Genomic DNA, 13,932 nt, shown 5'->3' on the forward strand with positions numbered 1-13,932 from the left:
CGCACTGTTGGGTCCTGAGGCAACACACGTTGTTTCTGGTGTGGTGTTTGAGAACTGTAGAGTGGATGCGAGCATCTTTGTGGTCAAGTTGTTAAGGGCACATGGTGGATGTCTTGGCTTCAGGAGCCGATGAAGGACGTGGGAGGCTGCGATATGCCTCGGGGAGCTGTCAACCGAGCTGTGATCCGAGGATTTCCGAATGGGGAAACCCAGCACCAGTGATGTGGTGTTACCCGCCGGTGAATATATAGCCGGTGTGGAGGGAACGCGGGGAAGTGAAACATCTCAGTACCCGCAGGAAGAGAAAACAAAAGTGATTCCGTGAGTAGTGGCGAGCGAAAGCGGAAGAGGCTAAACCGTTTGCATGTCAAGCTGTCAGGCGTTGTGCAGGCGGTGTTGTGGGACCCAGCGTCGAGGATCTGACAGTCCTCGGAATGTGCGCGCGTGTTAGTGGAACCGCTTGGGATGGCGGACCGGAGTGGGTGAGAGTCCCGTACGCGAAAACACGTTGCGTGTGTTTGTTTGGTGTTCCCGAGTAGCAGCGAGCTCGTGGAATTTGCTGTGAATCTGCCGGGACCACCCGGTAAGCCTAAATACTTCCTGAAGACCGATAGCGGACGAGTACCGTGAGGGAAAGATGAAAAGTACCCCGGGAGGGGAGTGAAAGAGTACCTGAAACCGTGTGCCTACAAGCCGTCAGAGCGTTTCGACGTGATGGCGTGCCTTTTGAAGAATGAGCCTGCGAGTTAGTGCTGCGTGGCGAGGTTAACCCGGGTGGGGTAGCCGTAGCGAAAGCGAGTCTGAATAGGGCGATATAGTCGCGTGGTCTAGACCCGAAGCGGAGTGATCTACCCATGGCCAGGGTGAAGCGACGGTAAGACGTCGTGGAGGCCCGAACCCACTTAGGTTGAAAACTGAGGGGATGAGCTGTGGGTAGGGGTGAAAGGCCAATCAAACTCCGTGATAGCTGGTTCTCCCCGAAATGCATTTAGGTGCAGCGTCGCGTGTTTCTTGCCGGGGGTAGAGCTACTGGATGGTCTAGGGGCCTTACCGGGTTACCGAAATCAACCAAACTCCGAATACCGGTTAGTGAGAGCGCGGCAGTGAGACGGCGGGGGATAAGCTTCGTCGTCGAGAGGGAAACAGCCCAGAACACCAGCTAAGGCCCCTAAGTGTGTGCTCAGTGGGAAAGGATGTGGGATTGCCCAGACAACCAGGAGGTTGGCTTAGAAGCAGCCACCCTTGAAAGAGTGCGTAATAGCTCACTGGTCAAGTGGTCCTGCGCCGACAATGTAGCGGGGCTTAAGCACACCGCCGAAGCTGTGTCATTCGTGCATGTACATCCGCCAGTCCTTCGGGGTTGGTGCAGTGGCACGGATGGGTAGGGGAGCGTCCTGCATCCAGGGAAGCGGCCGCGGAAGCGAGTCGTGGAGGGTGCGGGAGTGAGAATGCAGGCATGAGTAGCGAATGCAGAGTGAGAAACTCTGCCGCCGGATGACCAAGGGTTCCTGGGCCAGGCTAATCCGCCCAGGGTAAGTCGGGACCTAAGGCGAGGCCGACAGGCGTAGTCGATGGACAACGGGTTGATATTCCCGTACCCGAGCATGTGCGCCCATGGCGAGGCGGTTGACACTAACCACCCGAAGCCGCGGAGGAAGTCTTCGGACGGAGTCTGTGTGTGGAGCGTGGGACCTGATTCCGTAGTAGTCAAGCGATGGGGTGACGCAGGAAGGTAGCTCCGCCAGGCGATGGTTGTCCTGGTGTAAGCGTGTAGGCCGTCATGTAGGCAAATCCGCATGGCACATGGCTGAGACGTGATGCGTAGCCGTTTGAGGCGAAGTGGGTGATCCTATGCTGTCGAGAAAAGCCTCTAGTGAGTGCATGCACGGCCCGTACCCCAAACCAACACAGGTGGTCAGGTAGAGAATACCAAGGCGATCGGGTGAACTGTGGTTAAGGAACTCGGCAAAATGCCCCCGTAACTTCGGGAGAAGGGGGGCCAAGCACCGTGAAGCTTCACGCAAGTGGAGCGGTGGTTGGCCGCAGAGACCAGCGGAAAGCGACTGTTTACTAAAAACACAGGTCCATGCGAAGTCGCAAGACGATGTATATGGACTGACGCCTGCCCGGTGCTGGAACGTTAAGAGGACCGGTTAGCGCTTCGGCGCGAAGCTGAGAATTTAAGCGCCAGTAAACGGCGGTGGTAACTATAACCATCCTAAGGTAGCGAAATTCCTTGTCGGGTAAGTTCCGACCTGCACGAATGGCGTAACGACTTTCCGGCTGTCTCGACCACAGGCCCGGCGAAATTGCATTACGAGTAAAGATGCTCGTTACGCGCGGCAGGACGGAAAGACCCCGGGACCTTTACTATAGTTTGGTATTGGTTTTCGGTTCGGCTTGTGTAGGATAGGTGGGAGACTGTGAAGCGCTCACGCTAGTGGGTGTGGAGTCGTTGTTGAAATACCACTCTGGTCGGATTGGGAATCTGAACCTCGGACCATGATCTGGTTCAGGGACAGTGCCTGATGGGTAGTTTAACTGGGGCGGTTGCCTCCTAAAGGGTAACGGAGGCGCCCAAAGGTTCCCTCAGCCTGGTTGGCAATCAGGTGTCGAGTGCAAGTGCACAAGGGAGCTTGACTGTGAGACAGACATGTCGAGCAGGGACGAAAGTCGGGACTAGTGATCCGGCACCTCCTGGTGGAAGGGGTGTCGCTCAACGGATAAAAGGTACCCCGGGGATAACAGGCTGATCTTGCCCAAGAGTCCATATCGACGGCATGGTTTGGCACCTCGATGTCGGCTCGTCGCATCCTGGGGCCGGAGTAGGTCCCAAGGGTTGGGCTGTTCGCCCATTAAAGCGGCACGCGAGCTGGGTTTAGAACGTCGTGAGACAGTTCGGTCCCTATCCGCCGCGCGCGCAGGATACTTGAGGAAGGCTGTCCCTAGTACGAGAGGACCGGGACGGACGGACCTCTGGTGTGCCAGTTGTCACGCCAGTGGCATGGCTGGTTGGCTATGTTCGGAAGGGATAACCGCTGAAGGCATCTAAGCGGGAAGCCTGTTCCAAGATGAGGTATCCCACCCCTTTGTGGGTTAAGGCCCCCAAGAGACGATTGGGTTGATAGGCCAGAAATGGAAGCACAGTAATGTGTTGTCGAGTTGACTGGTACTAATAGGCCGAGGACTTGCCCACGAAGATGTTACGCATCCACTCTACGGTTCTGAAACACCACACCGGCTGTCACGACTGTGACAGGGTGTGTGTTGTTTCGGAGTGTTTCGGTGGTTTTAGCGTCAGGGAAACGCCCGGTCCCATTCCGAACCCGGAAGCTAAGCCTGACTGCGCCGATGGTACTGCAACCGAAGGGTTGTGGGAGAGTAGGACACCGCCGAACTTAACCTGGAAAAAGGGGCGGGGCCCCGGTCGAGAACCTGAAAAGGTTTTCCCGGAGCCCCGCCCCTTTTTTCATGCCCAAAAACAAGCGGGTCGAGTAAACGGCCCGCCACCCTCACTCCGGTCGGCGCAGCAAATACGTGTCCATGATCCACCCATGACGCTCCCGAGCCGCGGCGCGTGTCTCCCGGATCTTCGCCGCCAGCTCGTCATCCAGCGGACCGGACAGCAGGATCTCGTCCGGAGTCCCGACGTACGCGCCCCAGTAGATCCACAACCCCTGGTTCGCGTACTGATCGAACGTGGTGTGCGCGTCGAGCAGCACGAAGACGTCATCGGCGTCACTCGGCCAGCCGTCAGCCAACCGGCGACCCGTCGTCAGCTGCACAGCGCGGCCGATCTGGTTCATCGTCGTCCGATGCCGGGCGACCAGCGCGGAGATGCTGCTGATCCCCGGCACGACCTCGTAGTCGAACGCCACGTTCCCGCGCGCCAGCACGGCCTCGATCAACGCGATAGTGCTGTCGTACAGCGCCGGATCGCCCCAGACGAGGAACGCGCCGGTCTCGCCGTCGGCCAGTTCGTCGCGGATCAGCTGCTCGTAGACGTCGGTGCGGAGCTGGTGCCAGTCGGCGACCGCGGTGCGGTAGTCGGCAGGCGTCCGGTCGCGGTCCGGGTCCTTCGCGCTCACCACGCGATACCCCGGCCGGCTCACGAACCGCTCCAGTATCTCCTGGCGCAGCTGCACCAGGTCGGCCTTCGCGCTGCCCTTGTCGAGCACGAAGAACACGTCGACGCGATTGAGCCGGTCGACTGCCTGCACCGTGAGGTGTTCCGGGTCGCCGGCGCCGATCCCGATCGCGTAGATCTTCCGCATCCTCGCAGTCTCTCCCGGCGGGTAACCCGGTTCACCAGAGGGTCCCCTGGCGTACTGCTACCCCCTAGGGGTATAAAGGAGCTATCAGCAAGGAGCACGATAGGGAGTGTGGCGATGACTGAAGCGACCTACACCGTTGAGGGCATGACGTGCGGACACTGCGTCGGATCGGTGAAAGAGGAGGTAGGCGGCCTGACCGGCGTGCAGACGGTCGACGTCGACCTCGCCACCGGCGCCGTGAAGGTCACCAGTGCAGAGCCGATCTCGCGCGAAGCCGTCGAGGCTGCCGTCGCTGAGGCCGGCTACCAGGTCGTCGCGTAAAAAGGAGTGACATGAGCACCACGACACCGGCCCCCGTGCAGTCAGTCGAACTCGCCATCGGCGGGATGACCTGCGCGTCGTGCGCTGCTCGGGTCGAGCGGAAGCTCAACAAGGTCGAGGGCGTCAGCGCGAGCGTCAACTACGCGACCGAGAAGGCGCACGTCGAATACCCCTCCACCGTTTCGGTCGACGACCTGGTGGGCGTCGTCGAAGCGACCGGCTACACCGCGCAAGCGCCGCAACCGGAGAAGCCGGAAGAGCCAGAGCAGGACGAGACGCGGCCGCTGCGCGACCGGCTCCTCTACTCGGCGATCCTCACGGTGCCGGTGATCGTGCTGGCGATGGTCCCCGCATTGCAGTTCACGAACTGGCAGTGGCTGTCGCTCACGCTCGCCGCGCCGGTCGTGGTCTGGGGAGCGTGGCCGTTCCACCGCGCCGCGTGGACGAACCTCCGGCACGGCGCGGCGACGATGGACACGCTGATCTCGCTCGGCGTTTCAGCCGCCACGCTGTGGTCGCTGTACGCGCTGTTCTTCGGCATGGCGGGGATGCCCGGCCTGCGGCACGGCTTCGAGTTCAGCGTGTCCGGGGGATCCGGGACTGACAACATCTACCTCGAGGTCGCGGCGGGCGTCACCACGTTCATCCTCGCCGGCCGCTACTTCGAAGCGAGGTCCAAGCGCCGCTCCGGTGCCGCGCTCCGAGCGCTGCTCGAACTCGGCGCCAAAGACGTGACGGTCCTTCGCGACGGTCGCGAGCAGCGAATCCCGGTCGAACAGCTGCGGGTCGGCGACACGTTCGTGGTGCGGCCTGGCGAGAAGATCGCCACCGACGGCGTGGTCACTGACGGTGGCTCTGCCGTCGACGTCAGCATGATCACCGGGGAATCCGTGCCGGTCGAGGTCGCAGTGGGTGACGGCGTGACCGGAGCGACGGTGAACGTCGGCGGCCGGATCGCAGTGCGCGCAACCCGGGTCGGCGCGGACACGCAGCTCGCGCAGATGGCGCGGCTCGTCGAGGAAGCACAGAACGGCAAAGCCGCGGTGCAGCGACTGGCCGACCGCGTCTCGGCGGTATTCGTGCCGATCGTCTTGGTCCTGGCTCTGGGAACCCTGATCACCTGGCTGCTGACCAGCGGAAACGTCACCGAGGCGTTCACCGCTGCAGTCGCCGTGCTGATCATCGCCTGCCCGTGCGCCCTGGGGCTCGCGACCCCGACCGCCCTGCTGGTCGGCACCGGCCGCGGCGCGCAGCTGGGGATCCTCATCAAGGGTCCGGAGGTCCTCGAATCCACTCGCCGTGTCGACACCGTGGTGCTCGACAAGACGGGGACCGTCACGACCGGGCGAATGAGCCTGGTGGACGTCCACGCCGGGGAAGGTGTCACGGAGCGCGAACTGCTGCGCTATGCCGGGGCGGTCGAGCACGCTTCGGAGCACCCGATCGCGAAAGCCATCGCAGACGGTGCTCGCGAACGGGTCGGCGACCTCCCGACGGCGACGGAGTTCCGGAACACCGAGGGCCTAGGCGTCTCCGGCCTCGTGGAAGGTGCGGCTGTACTGGCCGGCCGCGCCGCGTTCCTGGCCGACTGGAGCGTGAAGGTCGACGACGACCTCACCAAGGCCAAGGCCGCAGCGGAGGAACAAGGCGCGACGGCGGTATTCGTCGCCTGGGACGGCGTGGCACGAGGCGTGCTGGTGGTCGCGGACACGATCAAGCCGACTTCTGCGCAAGCCGTCGCCGAACTTCAGGCGCTGGGATTGCGTCCCGTGCTGCTGACTGGCGACAACGCGGGCGCAGCGCGGGCCATCGCCGACGCCGCGGGCATCACCGAAGTCGTGGCCGAGGTGCTGCCCGCGGAGAAGGTGGCCGTGGTGAAGCGACTGCAGGACGAAGGCCGGGTCGTGGCCATGGTCGGCGACGGCGTCAACGACGCAGCCGCTCTCGCCCAGGCTGACCTGGGCCTGGCCATGGGCACGGGAACGGACGCGGCCATCGAAGCAGGCGACCTGACCCTGGTCCGAGGCGACCTGCGCGCCGCGGTCGACGCGATCCGCCTGGCCCGGCGCACGCTCGGGACGATCAAGGGGAACCTGTTCTGGGCTTTCGCCTACAACGTCGCGGCGTTGCCGCTGGCGGCGTTCGGCCTGCTCAACCCCATGATCGCGGGTGCCGCGATGGCGTTCTCGTCAGTGTTCGTGGTGTCGAACAGCCTCCGGTTGCGGCGGTTCCGGGCTGCGTGAGGCGCCCGGGGAACGGGCCAGTGGCGGGATTTCCGCTGCTGGCCCGTTTCGCGTTCGCTGAGGAGCCTTGCTCCGTGCGCTGAGACACCGGGTTGCCCGGGGCGCTGAGTGCGCCAGGCTTACCGGCGGCCGGAACCACCTGGGACTTGCCTCATTAACGCAGTAAGCGGGCAAGTCGCGTTGGACAGCACTGCCCGGCGTAACGGACGCCAGACTTGCTTGCCTCCGGCCTTGGACACGTCGACGCGCGGCCCGAAGCAATGTCCGGTTACCGCCGCCCCGCGCCGTGCGGAACCACGGGGGAGTTACGTCAGGAACGCACCAGTCGAGCGATCGCGTCGGAGGCTTCGCGCACCTTCAGGTCCGCTTCCTCCCCGCCCGCGGCCGCGGCCTGGACGACGCAGGTCGCCAGATGCTCGTCGAGCAGTTCCAGCGAGAAGGACTGCAACGCCTTCGTGGCCGCGGACACCTGGGTCAGGATGTCGATGCAGTACTTGTCCTCCTCGACCATGCGCTGCAGGCCGCGGATCTGTCCCTCGATCCGGCGAAGGCGCTTGAGGTAGGCCTCTCGTTCACTGCCGTAGCCGGTCATCGCACATCGTCCCTTGTTCTCGACATCCCCGGTGGTCCACTGCCGAGTATACCCACCCGGCGTATCCGGGGCCGGTGTTCAGCCGGTGGCGGCGGCCTCAGTGCCTCCGGCGCGCGGAGACGCGGCCTCGGTTCGGCACCGGGTGCTGTCCGGGGCTGGGGCGGCGTTCGCGGTGGCCCTCGATGCCTCCGATGAGCGCGGGGCGCTGGTCAGCCGAGCGGACTTCGGGCGGCCGAGACCGACGGTCAGCCGGTCGGGGCGGCCTCGGTGACTTCGGTGAGCGCGGAGGTCCGTCGTTGGTTCGGCACGGGAGTGCCGTCCGGGGCGAGGTCGGCGTTCGCGGTGGCCAGCAATTCGCGCGCGCCGCGCAGTGCGGCCTTGACTCGTTGCTGGACAGCGACGAGTTCGGCGACCCGCTGTTCGGCGTCGGCGACGATGCGGGTGGCGTGGTCGGTGGCTTGGCGGACGTGCGCGTCGGCTTCGGCGCGGGCGGTGGCGGTGCGGTCGGCGATTTCGCGGAGTGCGTCGGTGCGGCGGTCGGCCAGCCTGCGGGTGAGGTGTTCTTCGAGCCGTCGGCGTTCTTTCGCCGCTGCTTCGTCCGCGGCCTTGCGTTCTTCGACCGCGCGGCGCAGCAGATCTTCGTGTTCTTGACGTTGCAGCACGCGGTCCGCGGAGACGGCTTCGACGAGCGCGCGTTCCTTTTCGGTGAGGCGCACGGCTTCCGCCTTGGCTTCGGCGATGATCCGCGCGGCGGTGTCCTCCGCGCGGGCGGTGATCTCCGCGGCTTCCTCGCGCGTCAGCTCGACCATCCGGCGGGAGCGTTCCTGCAATGCGTCCGGCTCGATGGGGGTGGCGCTGATCCGGTCGATCGTCGCGCGCAGTTCGCGATTGCGCTCGGCGAGTTCGGCGGCCTGGTGTGCCGCGGCGTCGCGTTCCGCGGCCAGGCGCCGGAATTCCGCCTCGACCCACGTGACGAATTCTTCGACCTGGCCGCGCTGATAGCCGCGCCAAGCCGAGTCGAAGGACGGCCGGACGGACATCAGGTCCTCGCCACCGCCGGGGGCCATGCTCTCACCTCCCATTTGGATGGTTTCTCCTCGGCGCTCGTTTTTCTTGCCGCACCGGGGTTTCCGCACTGCCTCCAGTGTGCCTGAAGTCCGGCGATCCGTGTGCGCCCGGGGCGGGTCAATCTTCGAGCGGGTCCTCGGTGCCCGTCGCGGTGCTTCGCACGCCGGGCAATTCGGCCAGTTCCGCGGTGAGTTCGGGAAGATCGCCGCGGCCCTGCAACAGCAACGTGACGACCGCGATCCGTTGCCCCTCTTCGGAAACTGTTTCGCGGTCGACCGCCACCCGGTGGACGGCCCAGCCCCGATCGGTGCAAGTGGCGAGCACCGCCCGCAATACGCCGTGCCCGTCGGCATAACTCAAGCGGAGGATCGGCGGCTGCCGCCGATGGCGCGCGACGAACCGGGAAAGCGGCGGGAATCCGCGAGTGATCACCACGAGTCCGGCGGTCGTCGCGACGGCCAGCACCGGCAGCCCGGCGCCGCACGCGACGCCGACGGCCGCGGCGAGCCAGACCGTCGCCGCGGTGGTGAGGCCGCGCACCGCGTCGCGGCGCACGAAGATCAGCCCGCCGCCGACGAACCCGATGCCGGACACGATCTGCGCGGCGATCCGCGACGGGTCGAGCGCGACGTGCTCGATGCCGAGCAAATCGGCGAAGCCGTATTTCGACACCAGCATGAAGACCGCCGACCCGACGCCGACCAGCGTGTGCGTGCGCAGGCCGGCCTGTTTGTTGCCGACCTCGCGCTCGATGCCGATCACCGTGCTCAGCAGCAGGGCGAGCAGCACCGGCGGCAGCAGTTCCCACTGTTCGCCGGTGGACCAGAGAGCATGCACGGACGTACCTCCTCGCCCGTCACTGTGCCCGGCCCGCGGCGAGCCCGCGCGCCCGGCCCGGCGGGCACGCCTAAGCTCGGGCAATGGCCCGTTACTTCGACGTGCACCCGCAGAACCCGCAGCGCCGCGCCCTAGCCCAGGTAGTCGACCTGCTGCGCGACGACGGGCTCATCGCCTACCCGACCGACTCGTGCTTCGCGCTCGGCTGCCGCATCGGCAACCAGCAGGGGATGGAGCGGATCCGCACCATCCGCAAGCTCGACCACCGGCACCACTTCACGCTCGTCTGCCAGGACTTCGCCCAGCTCGGCCAGTTCGTGCACATCGACAACGCGGTGTTCCGCGCGATCAAGGCCAGCACGCCCGGCGCGTACACGTTCATCCTCCCGGCGACGAAGGAAGTCCCGCGGCGGCTGCTGCACGCCAAGAAGAAGACCGTCGGCGTGCGGATCCCCGACCACGTGGTGACTCAGGAACTGCTCGGCGAACTGGGCGAGCCGATCCTGTCGAGCACGCTCCTGCTGCCCGATTCCGGCGAGCCCCTCACCCAGGGCTGGGAGATCAAGGAAGAACTCGACCACGTCCTGGACGCCGTGATCGACTCCGGCGACTGCGGCGTGGAACCCACCACGGTGATCGACTTCTCCTCCGGAGAGGCGGAGGTCGTGCGGCACGGGGCGGGAGACCCGTCCCGGTTCGAGTGAGCGGGGTCGGCATCGGGTTCTTGACCGGATCCTGATTCGGGCGGCGGTTACGGGCAGCCCAGCGCGGGGACGGCAGCTGAGGGCCGCTGCGGATGCGAGCGCACGCTGGTGCAAGCCACCCGAAGCGTCGGCAGGGGGAAGCGTGCCGATCACCGGCGAGCGTCGTGTCGGAGGACGGGGCGGCTGGCTCTGAGCGGAACGAAATGGGTCCGGTCAGGCGGCCGGGTCTGTGCGTTCCAGGAGGAATACCCGGATTTCGCGATGAGCGGCGCGCTCGGCGTAGCGGTCGTAGGCGGGCCAGTACGAGGCGACGGCGTCCCACATTTCCTGGCGTTCGGCGTCCTTCAGGAGGCGGCCTCGGACGGGGAGGGTGCGGCCGTGGACGGAGACCGTCGCGTCGGGGTGGGACAGGAGGTTCGCGGTCCAGGCGGGGTGGTGTTCGCCGCCCCAGTTGGAGCCGATCACGACGTAGCCGCCGGAGCGTTCGACGTACAGCAGCGGGACCTGGCGCGGTTCGCCGCTGGAGCGGCCGATGGTGGTGAGCAGGAGGGTGCGCAGCCCGACTGCCGCGCCTACGCCCACGCGGCCGCCGCTGATGCGCAGGAGCAGGCGGTCGGCGGGCATAACCGCCTGGCCGAACGCGGCGAATGCCTTGCTGCGGCCCAAACCGGCGAACATCCTGCGCAGTTCCATGATCGGCAGCCTACGGGGCGGCGGGAAAACAGTCGGCAGGGCGGTTCGGGGTGGGGCAGGTGCTGGGCCCAGCGATGAACATCCGGCAGAAGAGGGCGGAGAACCGGCTCGGGGCCAAGACACGAGCCCGGCAGGGGGCTAGAAGCCGCTGGTCGTCAGCTTCAACAGGGCATCCGTGATCGCCGGAGCGTGGTCCACCAGGTAGAAATGGCCGCCGGGATATGTGGTCAGGGTGAAGTCTCCCCGGGTGTGCGACGACCAGGCTTGGACGTCCGCCACGGGAGCGTGCGGGTCGGCGTCTCCGGTGTGCGCGTGGATGGGGGCGGCGAGCGGGCCCGCGCTCGGGCGGTACGTCTCGATGGCCGTGTAGTCCGCGCGCAGGGCCGGCAGGAACAGTTCTCGCAGTTCCGGGTCTCGCAGCACCTTCGGGTCAGTCCCGGCCAAGCCTTCGATTTCGGACAAAAGGCCGTCGTCGTCTTGGAGGTGGACTTGTTCGTTCACCAGGCGGGACGGGGCTCGACGGCCGGAGATCACTACTGCTTCCGGAGGTGTGCCGCGTTCCTCCAAACGGAGGCCTACCTCGTACGCGAGCGTCGCGCCCATGCTGTGGCCGAACAGGACTATCGGCAGGTCGAGCCACGCCAGGAGAGCTTGGGTGATGCCGTCGGCCAGGGCCCCGATGGTGCGCAGGGCGGGTTCGGCCATGCGGTCCTGGCGGCCGGGGTATTGCACCGCCAGGACATCGACAGCTGGGGACAGCGCCTTCGACAGCGGGTGGAAGAACGGGGCCGCGCCGCCTGCGTGCGGCAGGCACACCAACCGGGCGGGGGCGTCGTCGGCGGGGTGGAAGCGGCGTAGCCACGGGTCCGTCATGTGGGCGATTTTACCGAGGAGCGGGCGGCGTTAAAGGGAAACTCGGCGGAATTCGATCTTTTCGTAGGCGCTGGTGCCGCCGGTTTCGAACAGGACGCCGACGGTGTGGCGGTCTGGTTGTACCAGATCGGAGTAGCCGGCCGGGGCGTCGGCGAGAACTGTCGACGGGTGCCAGGTTTTGCCGCCGTCGGAGCTGGTTCGGAGTTGCATGGTGTGGCGAGCGGCGGGGTCTGCGGGGCCCGAGTAGAGGAGTACGCGGCGGTTGGTGGTTTGCAGGACGCTGCCTTCTACCTTCGGGCCGGACAGGGTTGGCTGCACTTGGTAGGGGCGAGTCAGCGTGCGGCCGCCGTCCGTGCTGTAGGCGTCCAGGCGGTGTTCTGGGGCGGAGCCCTGGTTGCGGCTGGAGAAGTACACCGTGCCGTCCGGAAGCTCGGTGGCGGTGGTTTCGTTGGGGGCGATGACGCCGTCGGTCGGGTCGTCGGTGAAGCCGATGTGCCAGGTACGGCCGTTGTCGTCGCTGTAGAGGTCGTGGCCGCCGTAGTACTTGGCTTCGGTCCCCACGTCCGCCGAACCCGGAGCAGGGGCGCTGGAGTGGTTGGCGGGGACGATGATCCGTCCTGCGTAGCGGCCGTGTTTGAGGAGGGTCGCGTGGCCGGGGGCGGCGGCGTACCAGCGCCAGTTCGGGAGTTTCGTCGTGGCGGTGATGTCGCGGGCCGGGGTCCAGGTGCGGCCGTTGTCGGGGCTGCGCTGGACGAAGACCCGGCGCGAGTCTTGCGGGGAAACCGTGCCGGACATGATGGCTTTTTCGCTGACGGGTCCGTTGTGGACAGTCAGCAGCACCAGGTCGCCGTTGCGGGCCAGTACTGGGGTCGGGTTTCCGGCGGTGGCTTCGCTGTTGCTGTCTACTACGCGCAGGTCGCCCCAGGTGCAGCCGCCGTCGCGGGAGGTTTTGGCGACCGTTTGGATCGCGCCAGAGTCGCCGGGGGAGTCGCGGCGGCCCTCGGCGAAGACGATCAGCGAGCCGTTCGCGGCGCGGACCACGGCTGGGATGCGGAAGGTGTGGTAGCCCTCGGCGCCTGAGACGAACGGGGTTGACGACGTGCAGGCGGCGCTCGCGTGGGCGGGCGGGGCCGGGGTGAGGCTCAGGAGGGTTGCGGCGAGCGCGAGCGTGACTGTTCTCGGGAGCATCGGGGGACCGCCTCTCGATCCGGACATGGGATGTCCGACGTCCTATGTCCGGAGAACTTAGAGAGGCGGTCGCGCGGCGTCAAGACTCCGGATCGGTGGCGGTCGCGCGGATGGATCCGGTAGCGGCGGTGGCGGTGATCCGGAGCGGGGCGGTGCCGGTGGGGCGGACGCGCATGATTTCCGCGGCCACGGGGGCGGCCAGGTGGGTGCGCAGCGTTCGGCGCAGGCCGCGGGCGCCGTAGATCGGGTCGAAGCCTTCGACGGCGAGGAAGCGGACGGCGGAGTCGGCTACCTGGAGGTCGACGCCTCGGCGGCGCAGCCTCGTGCGCAGCAGATCGGTTTCCAGGCGGGCGACTTGTTCGACGGTGGTGCGGTCCAGTTCGTCGAAGATCACCGTTTCGTCGATGCGGTTCAGGAATTCCGGGTCGAAGAACGACTGCAGGGCTTTGTCGACGACGGTGCGGCGGGTGTGGCCGCGGTCCAGGAGCGAGCGCCAGCGGGAGCCGCGACGGCGGGCCAGTTCTTTGGAGCCCAGGTTCGAGGTGAGGAAGACGAAGCTGTTGCGGAAGGAGATTTTCTCCTGACCGTTCGCGAGACGCAGGATTCCGTTGTCCAGTACACCCAGGAGAGCGCGCAGGACGGTGGGGTGGGCCTTTTCGACTTCGTCGAACAGGACGATTCCGGGGGTGTACGGATCACCCTCCACTGTGGATCGGTCGAAGACGGTGAAGGCTTCTTTGCTTCCGGCGTATCCGGGCGGGGCGCCGTTGAAGGAGGCGGCATAGTGTTCTTGGGCGAGGGAGTTCATGTCCACTCGGCACAGGTCGTCCGGGCCGGATCGCAGGGCGGCGGCGACTTGGCGGACCAGTTCGGTTTTGCCTACGCCGGTGGGGCCCAGGAGCAGTACTGTCGCGGGTGGACGGTCGGGTTCCGTCGCGCCCGCGCGGGCCAGGGTGATGGCGCGGACGACGGCGTCGATGGCTGGTTCTTGGCCTAGGACGCGGCTGCGCAGGCGTTGCGCCAACGCGTCGGGGGTGTCCGGAGTGGACGGAACGGGCGCGGCGGCCGGAGCGGCTGGCTGCCGGTTCCGGTTCTGGTCGTGGTACCTGTCGGTGATGAACGGCATGGTGTCCTTTCCC

11 protein-coding genes and 2 rRNA genes are annotated in these 13,932 nt (G+C 66.1%); 5 read left to right on the plus strand and 8 right to left on the minus strand.

Annotated elements, in window-relative coordinates; translation table 11 throughout:
- The first annotated feature begins 81 nt into the window (after positions 1-81).
- Both AB5I40_RS39840 and rrf read left to right on the plus strand, forming a co-directional pair.
- Positions 82-3,196: ribosomal RNA gene (locus tag AB5I40_RS39840) — 23S ribosomal RNA — on the plus strand.
- Positions 3,197-3,281: 85 nt separating this feature from the next.
- Positions 3,282-3,398, plus strand: a 5S ribosomal RNA gene (gene rrf, locus AB5I40_RS39845).
- A gap of 114 nt (positions 3,399-3,512) precedes the next feature.
- Here rrf and cobF read toward each other — a convergent pair.
- Positions 3,513-4,274, minus strand: coding sequence for a precorrin-6A synthase (deacetylating) (gene cobF, locus AB5I40_RS39850; protein WP_370935315.1), 762 nt, complete (start codon positions 4,272-4,274; stop codon positions 3,513-3,515).
- A 114-nt stretch (positions 4,275-4,388) separates the two neighbouring features.
- On the opposite strand from cobF, the gene AB5I40_RS39855 reads away from it, so the two are divergent.
- Positions 4,389-4,595 (plus strand): copper ion binding protein, encoded by a 207-nt coding sequence (locus AB5I40_RS39855; protein ID WP_354750865.1) that lies wholly within the window; start codon positions 4,389-4,391, stop codon positions 4,593-4,595.
- Between the two features lie 11 nt (positions 4,596-4,606).
- Positions 4,607-6,838: a heavy metal translocating P-type ATPase gene (locus tag AB5I40_RS39860; protein ID WP_370935316.1), complete on the plus strand. Its 2,232-nt coding sequence runs from the start codon at positions 4,607-4,609 to the stop codon at positions 6,836-6,838.
- A 310-nt stretch (positions 6,839-7,148) separates the two neighbouring features.
- Here AB5I40_RS39860 and AB5I40_RS39865 read toward each other — a convergent pair whose 3' ends face one another.
- The 3 genes from AB5I40_RS39865 to AB5I40_RS39875 all read right to left on the minus strand — a co-directional run bounded on the left by AB5I40_RS39865 (position 7,149) and on the right by AB5I40_RS39875 (position 9,335).
- Positions 7,149-7,430 (minus strand): metal-sensitive transcriptional regulator, encoded by a 282-nt coding sequence (locus AB5I40_RS39865; protein ID WP_009081418.1) that lies wholly within the window; start codon positions 7,428-7,430, stop codon positions 7,149-7,151.
- A 245-nt stretch (positions 7,431-7,675) separates the two neighbouring features.
- The gene (locus tag AB5I40_RS39870) at positions 7,676-8,497 is read right to left on the minus strand and encodes a DivIVA domain-containing protein (RefSeq protein WP_370935317.1); all 822 of its coding nucleotides are present in this window, start codon (positions 8,495-8,497) and stop codon (positions 7,676-7,678) included.
- A gap of 118 nt (positions 8,498-8,615) precedes the next feature.
- Entirely contained in the window at positions 8,616-9,335 is a 720-nt protein-coding gene (locus AB5I40_RS39875) for an MgtC/SapB family protein (protein ID WP_344282958.1), read from the minus strand.
- A gap of 83 nt (positions 9,336-9,418) precedes the next feature.
- On the opposite strand from AB5I40_RS39875, the gene AB5I40_RS39880 reads away from it, so the two are divergent.
- Positions 9,419-10,039 carry an L-threonylcarbamoyladenylate synthase gene (locus tag AB5I40_RS39880; protein ID WP_116206505.1) on the plus strand — a complete coding sequence of 207 codons (621 nt, stop codon included), beginning with the start codon at positions 9,419-9,421 and terminating at the stop codon, positions 10,037-10,039.
- Between the two features lie 213 nt (positions 10,040-10,252).
- On the opposite strand, the gene AB5I40_RS39885 is transcribed toward AB5I40_RS39880, so the two are convergent.
- The 4 genes from AB5I40_RS39885 to AB5I40_RS39900 form a co-directional block, all read right to left on the minus strand.
- Positions 10,253-10,732 carry a nitroreductase family deazaflavin-dependent oxidoreductase gene (locus AB5I40_RS39885; protein WP_370935318.1) on the minus strand — a complete coding sequence of 160 codons (480 nt, stop codon included), beginning with the start codon at positions 10,730-10,732 and terminating at the stop codon, positions 10,253-10,255.
- Positions 10,733-10,870: 138 nt separating this feature from the next.
- The gene (locus AB5I40_RS39890) at positions 10,871-11,605 is read right to left on the minus strand and encodes a thioesterase II family protein (protein WP_370935319.1); all 735 of its coding nucleotides are present in this window, start codon (positions 11,603-11,605) and stop codon (positions 10,871-10,873) included.
- A gap of 30 nt (positions 11,606-11,635) precedes the next feature.
- Positions 11,636-12,793: an exo-alpha-sialidase gene (locus AB5I40_RS39895; RefSeq protein WP_370935320.1), complete on the minus strand. Its 1,158-nt coding sequence runs from the start codon at positions 12,791-12,793 to the stop codon at positions 11,636-11,638.
- Between the two features lie 79 nt (positions 12,794-12,872).
- A complete protein-coding gene (locus AB5I40_RS39900) occupies positions 12,873-13,919 on the minus strand; it encodes an AAA family ATPase (RefSeq protein WP_370935321.1) in 1,047 nt (348 codons plus the stop codon).
- Positions 13,920-13,932 lie beyond the last annotated feature (13 nt).

The organism is Amycolatopsis sp. cg13 (genome assembly GCF_041346965.1).
GTDB lineage: Bacteria > Actinomycetota > Actinomycetes > Mycobacteriales > Pseudonocardiaceae > Amycolatopsis.

Excerpts from the sequence above, each read along its gene's own strand:
- AB5I40_RS39870 (WP_370935317.1), bottom strand. The coding sequence starts at position 8,497 with ATGGCCCCCGGCGGTGGCGAGGACCTGATGTCCGTCCGGCCGTCCTTC.
- AB5I40_RS39885 (WP_370935318.1), bottom strand. The coding sequence starts at position 10,732 with ATGGAACTGCGCAGGATGTTCGCCGGTTTGGGCCGCAGCAAGGCATTC.
- AB5I40_RS39900 (WP_370935321.1), bottom strand. The coding sequence starts at position 13,919 with ATGCCGTTCATCACCGACAGGTACCACGACCAGAACCGGAACCGGCAG.
- AB5I40_RS39890 (WP_370935319.1), bottom strand. The coding sequence starts at position 11,605 with ATGACGGACCCGTGGCTACGCCGCTTCCACCCCGCCGACGACGCCCCC.
- cobF (WP_370935315.1), bottom strand. The coding sequence starts at position 4,274 with ATGCGGAAGATCTACGCGATCGGGATCGGCGCCGGCGACCCGGAACAC.
- AB5I40_RS39880 (WP_116206505.1), top strand. The coding sequence starts at position 9,419 with ATGGCCCGTTACTTCGACGTGCACCCGCAGAACCCGCAGCGCCGCGCC.
- AB5I40_RS39860 (WP_370935316.1), top strand. The coding sequence starts at position 4,607 with ATGAGCACCACGACACCGGCCCCCGTGCAGTCAGTCGAACTCGCCATC.
- AB5I40_RS39855 (WP_354750865.1), top strand. The coding sequence starts at position 4,389 with ATGACTGAAGCGACCTACACCGTTGAGGGCATGACGTGCGGACACTGC.
- AB5I40_RS39865 (WP_009081418.1), bottom strand. The coding sequence starts at position 7,430 with ATGACCGGCTACGGCAGTGAACGAGAGGCCTACCTCAAGCGCCTTCGC.
- AB5I40_RS39895 (WP_370935320.1), bottom strand. The coding sequence starts at position 12,793 with ATGCTCCCGAGAACAGTCACGCTCGCGCTCGCCGCAACCCTCCTGAGC.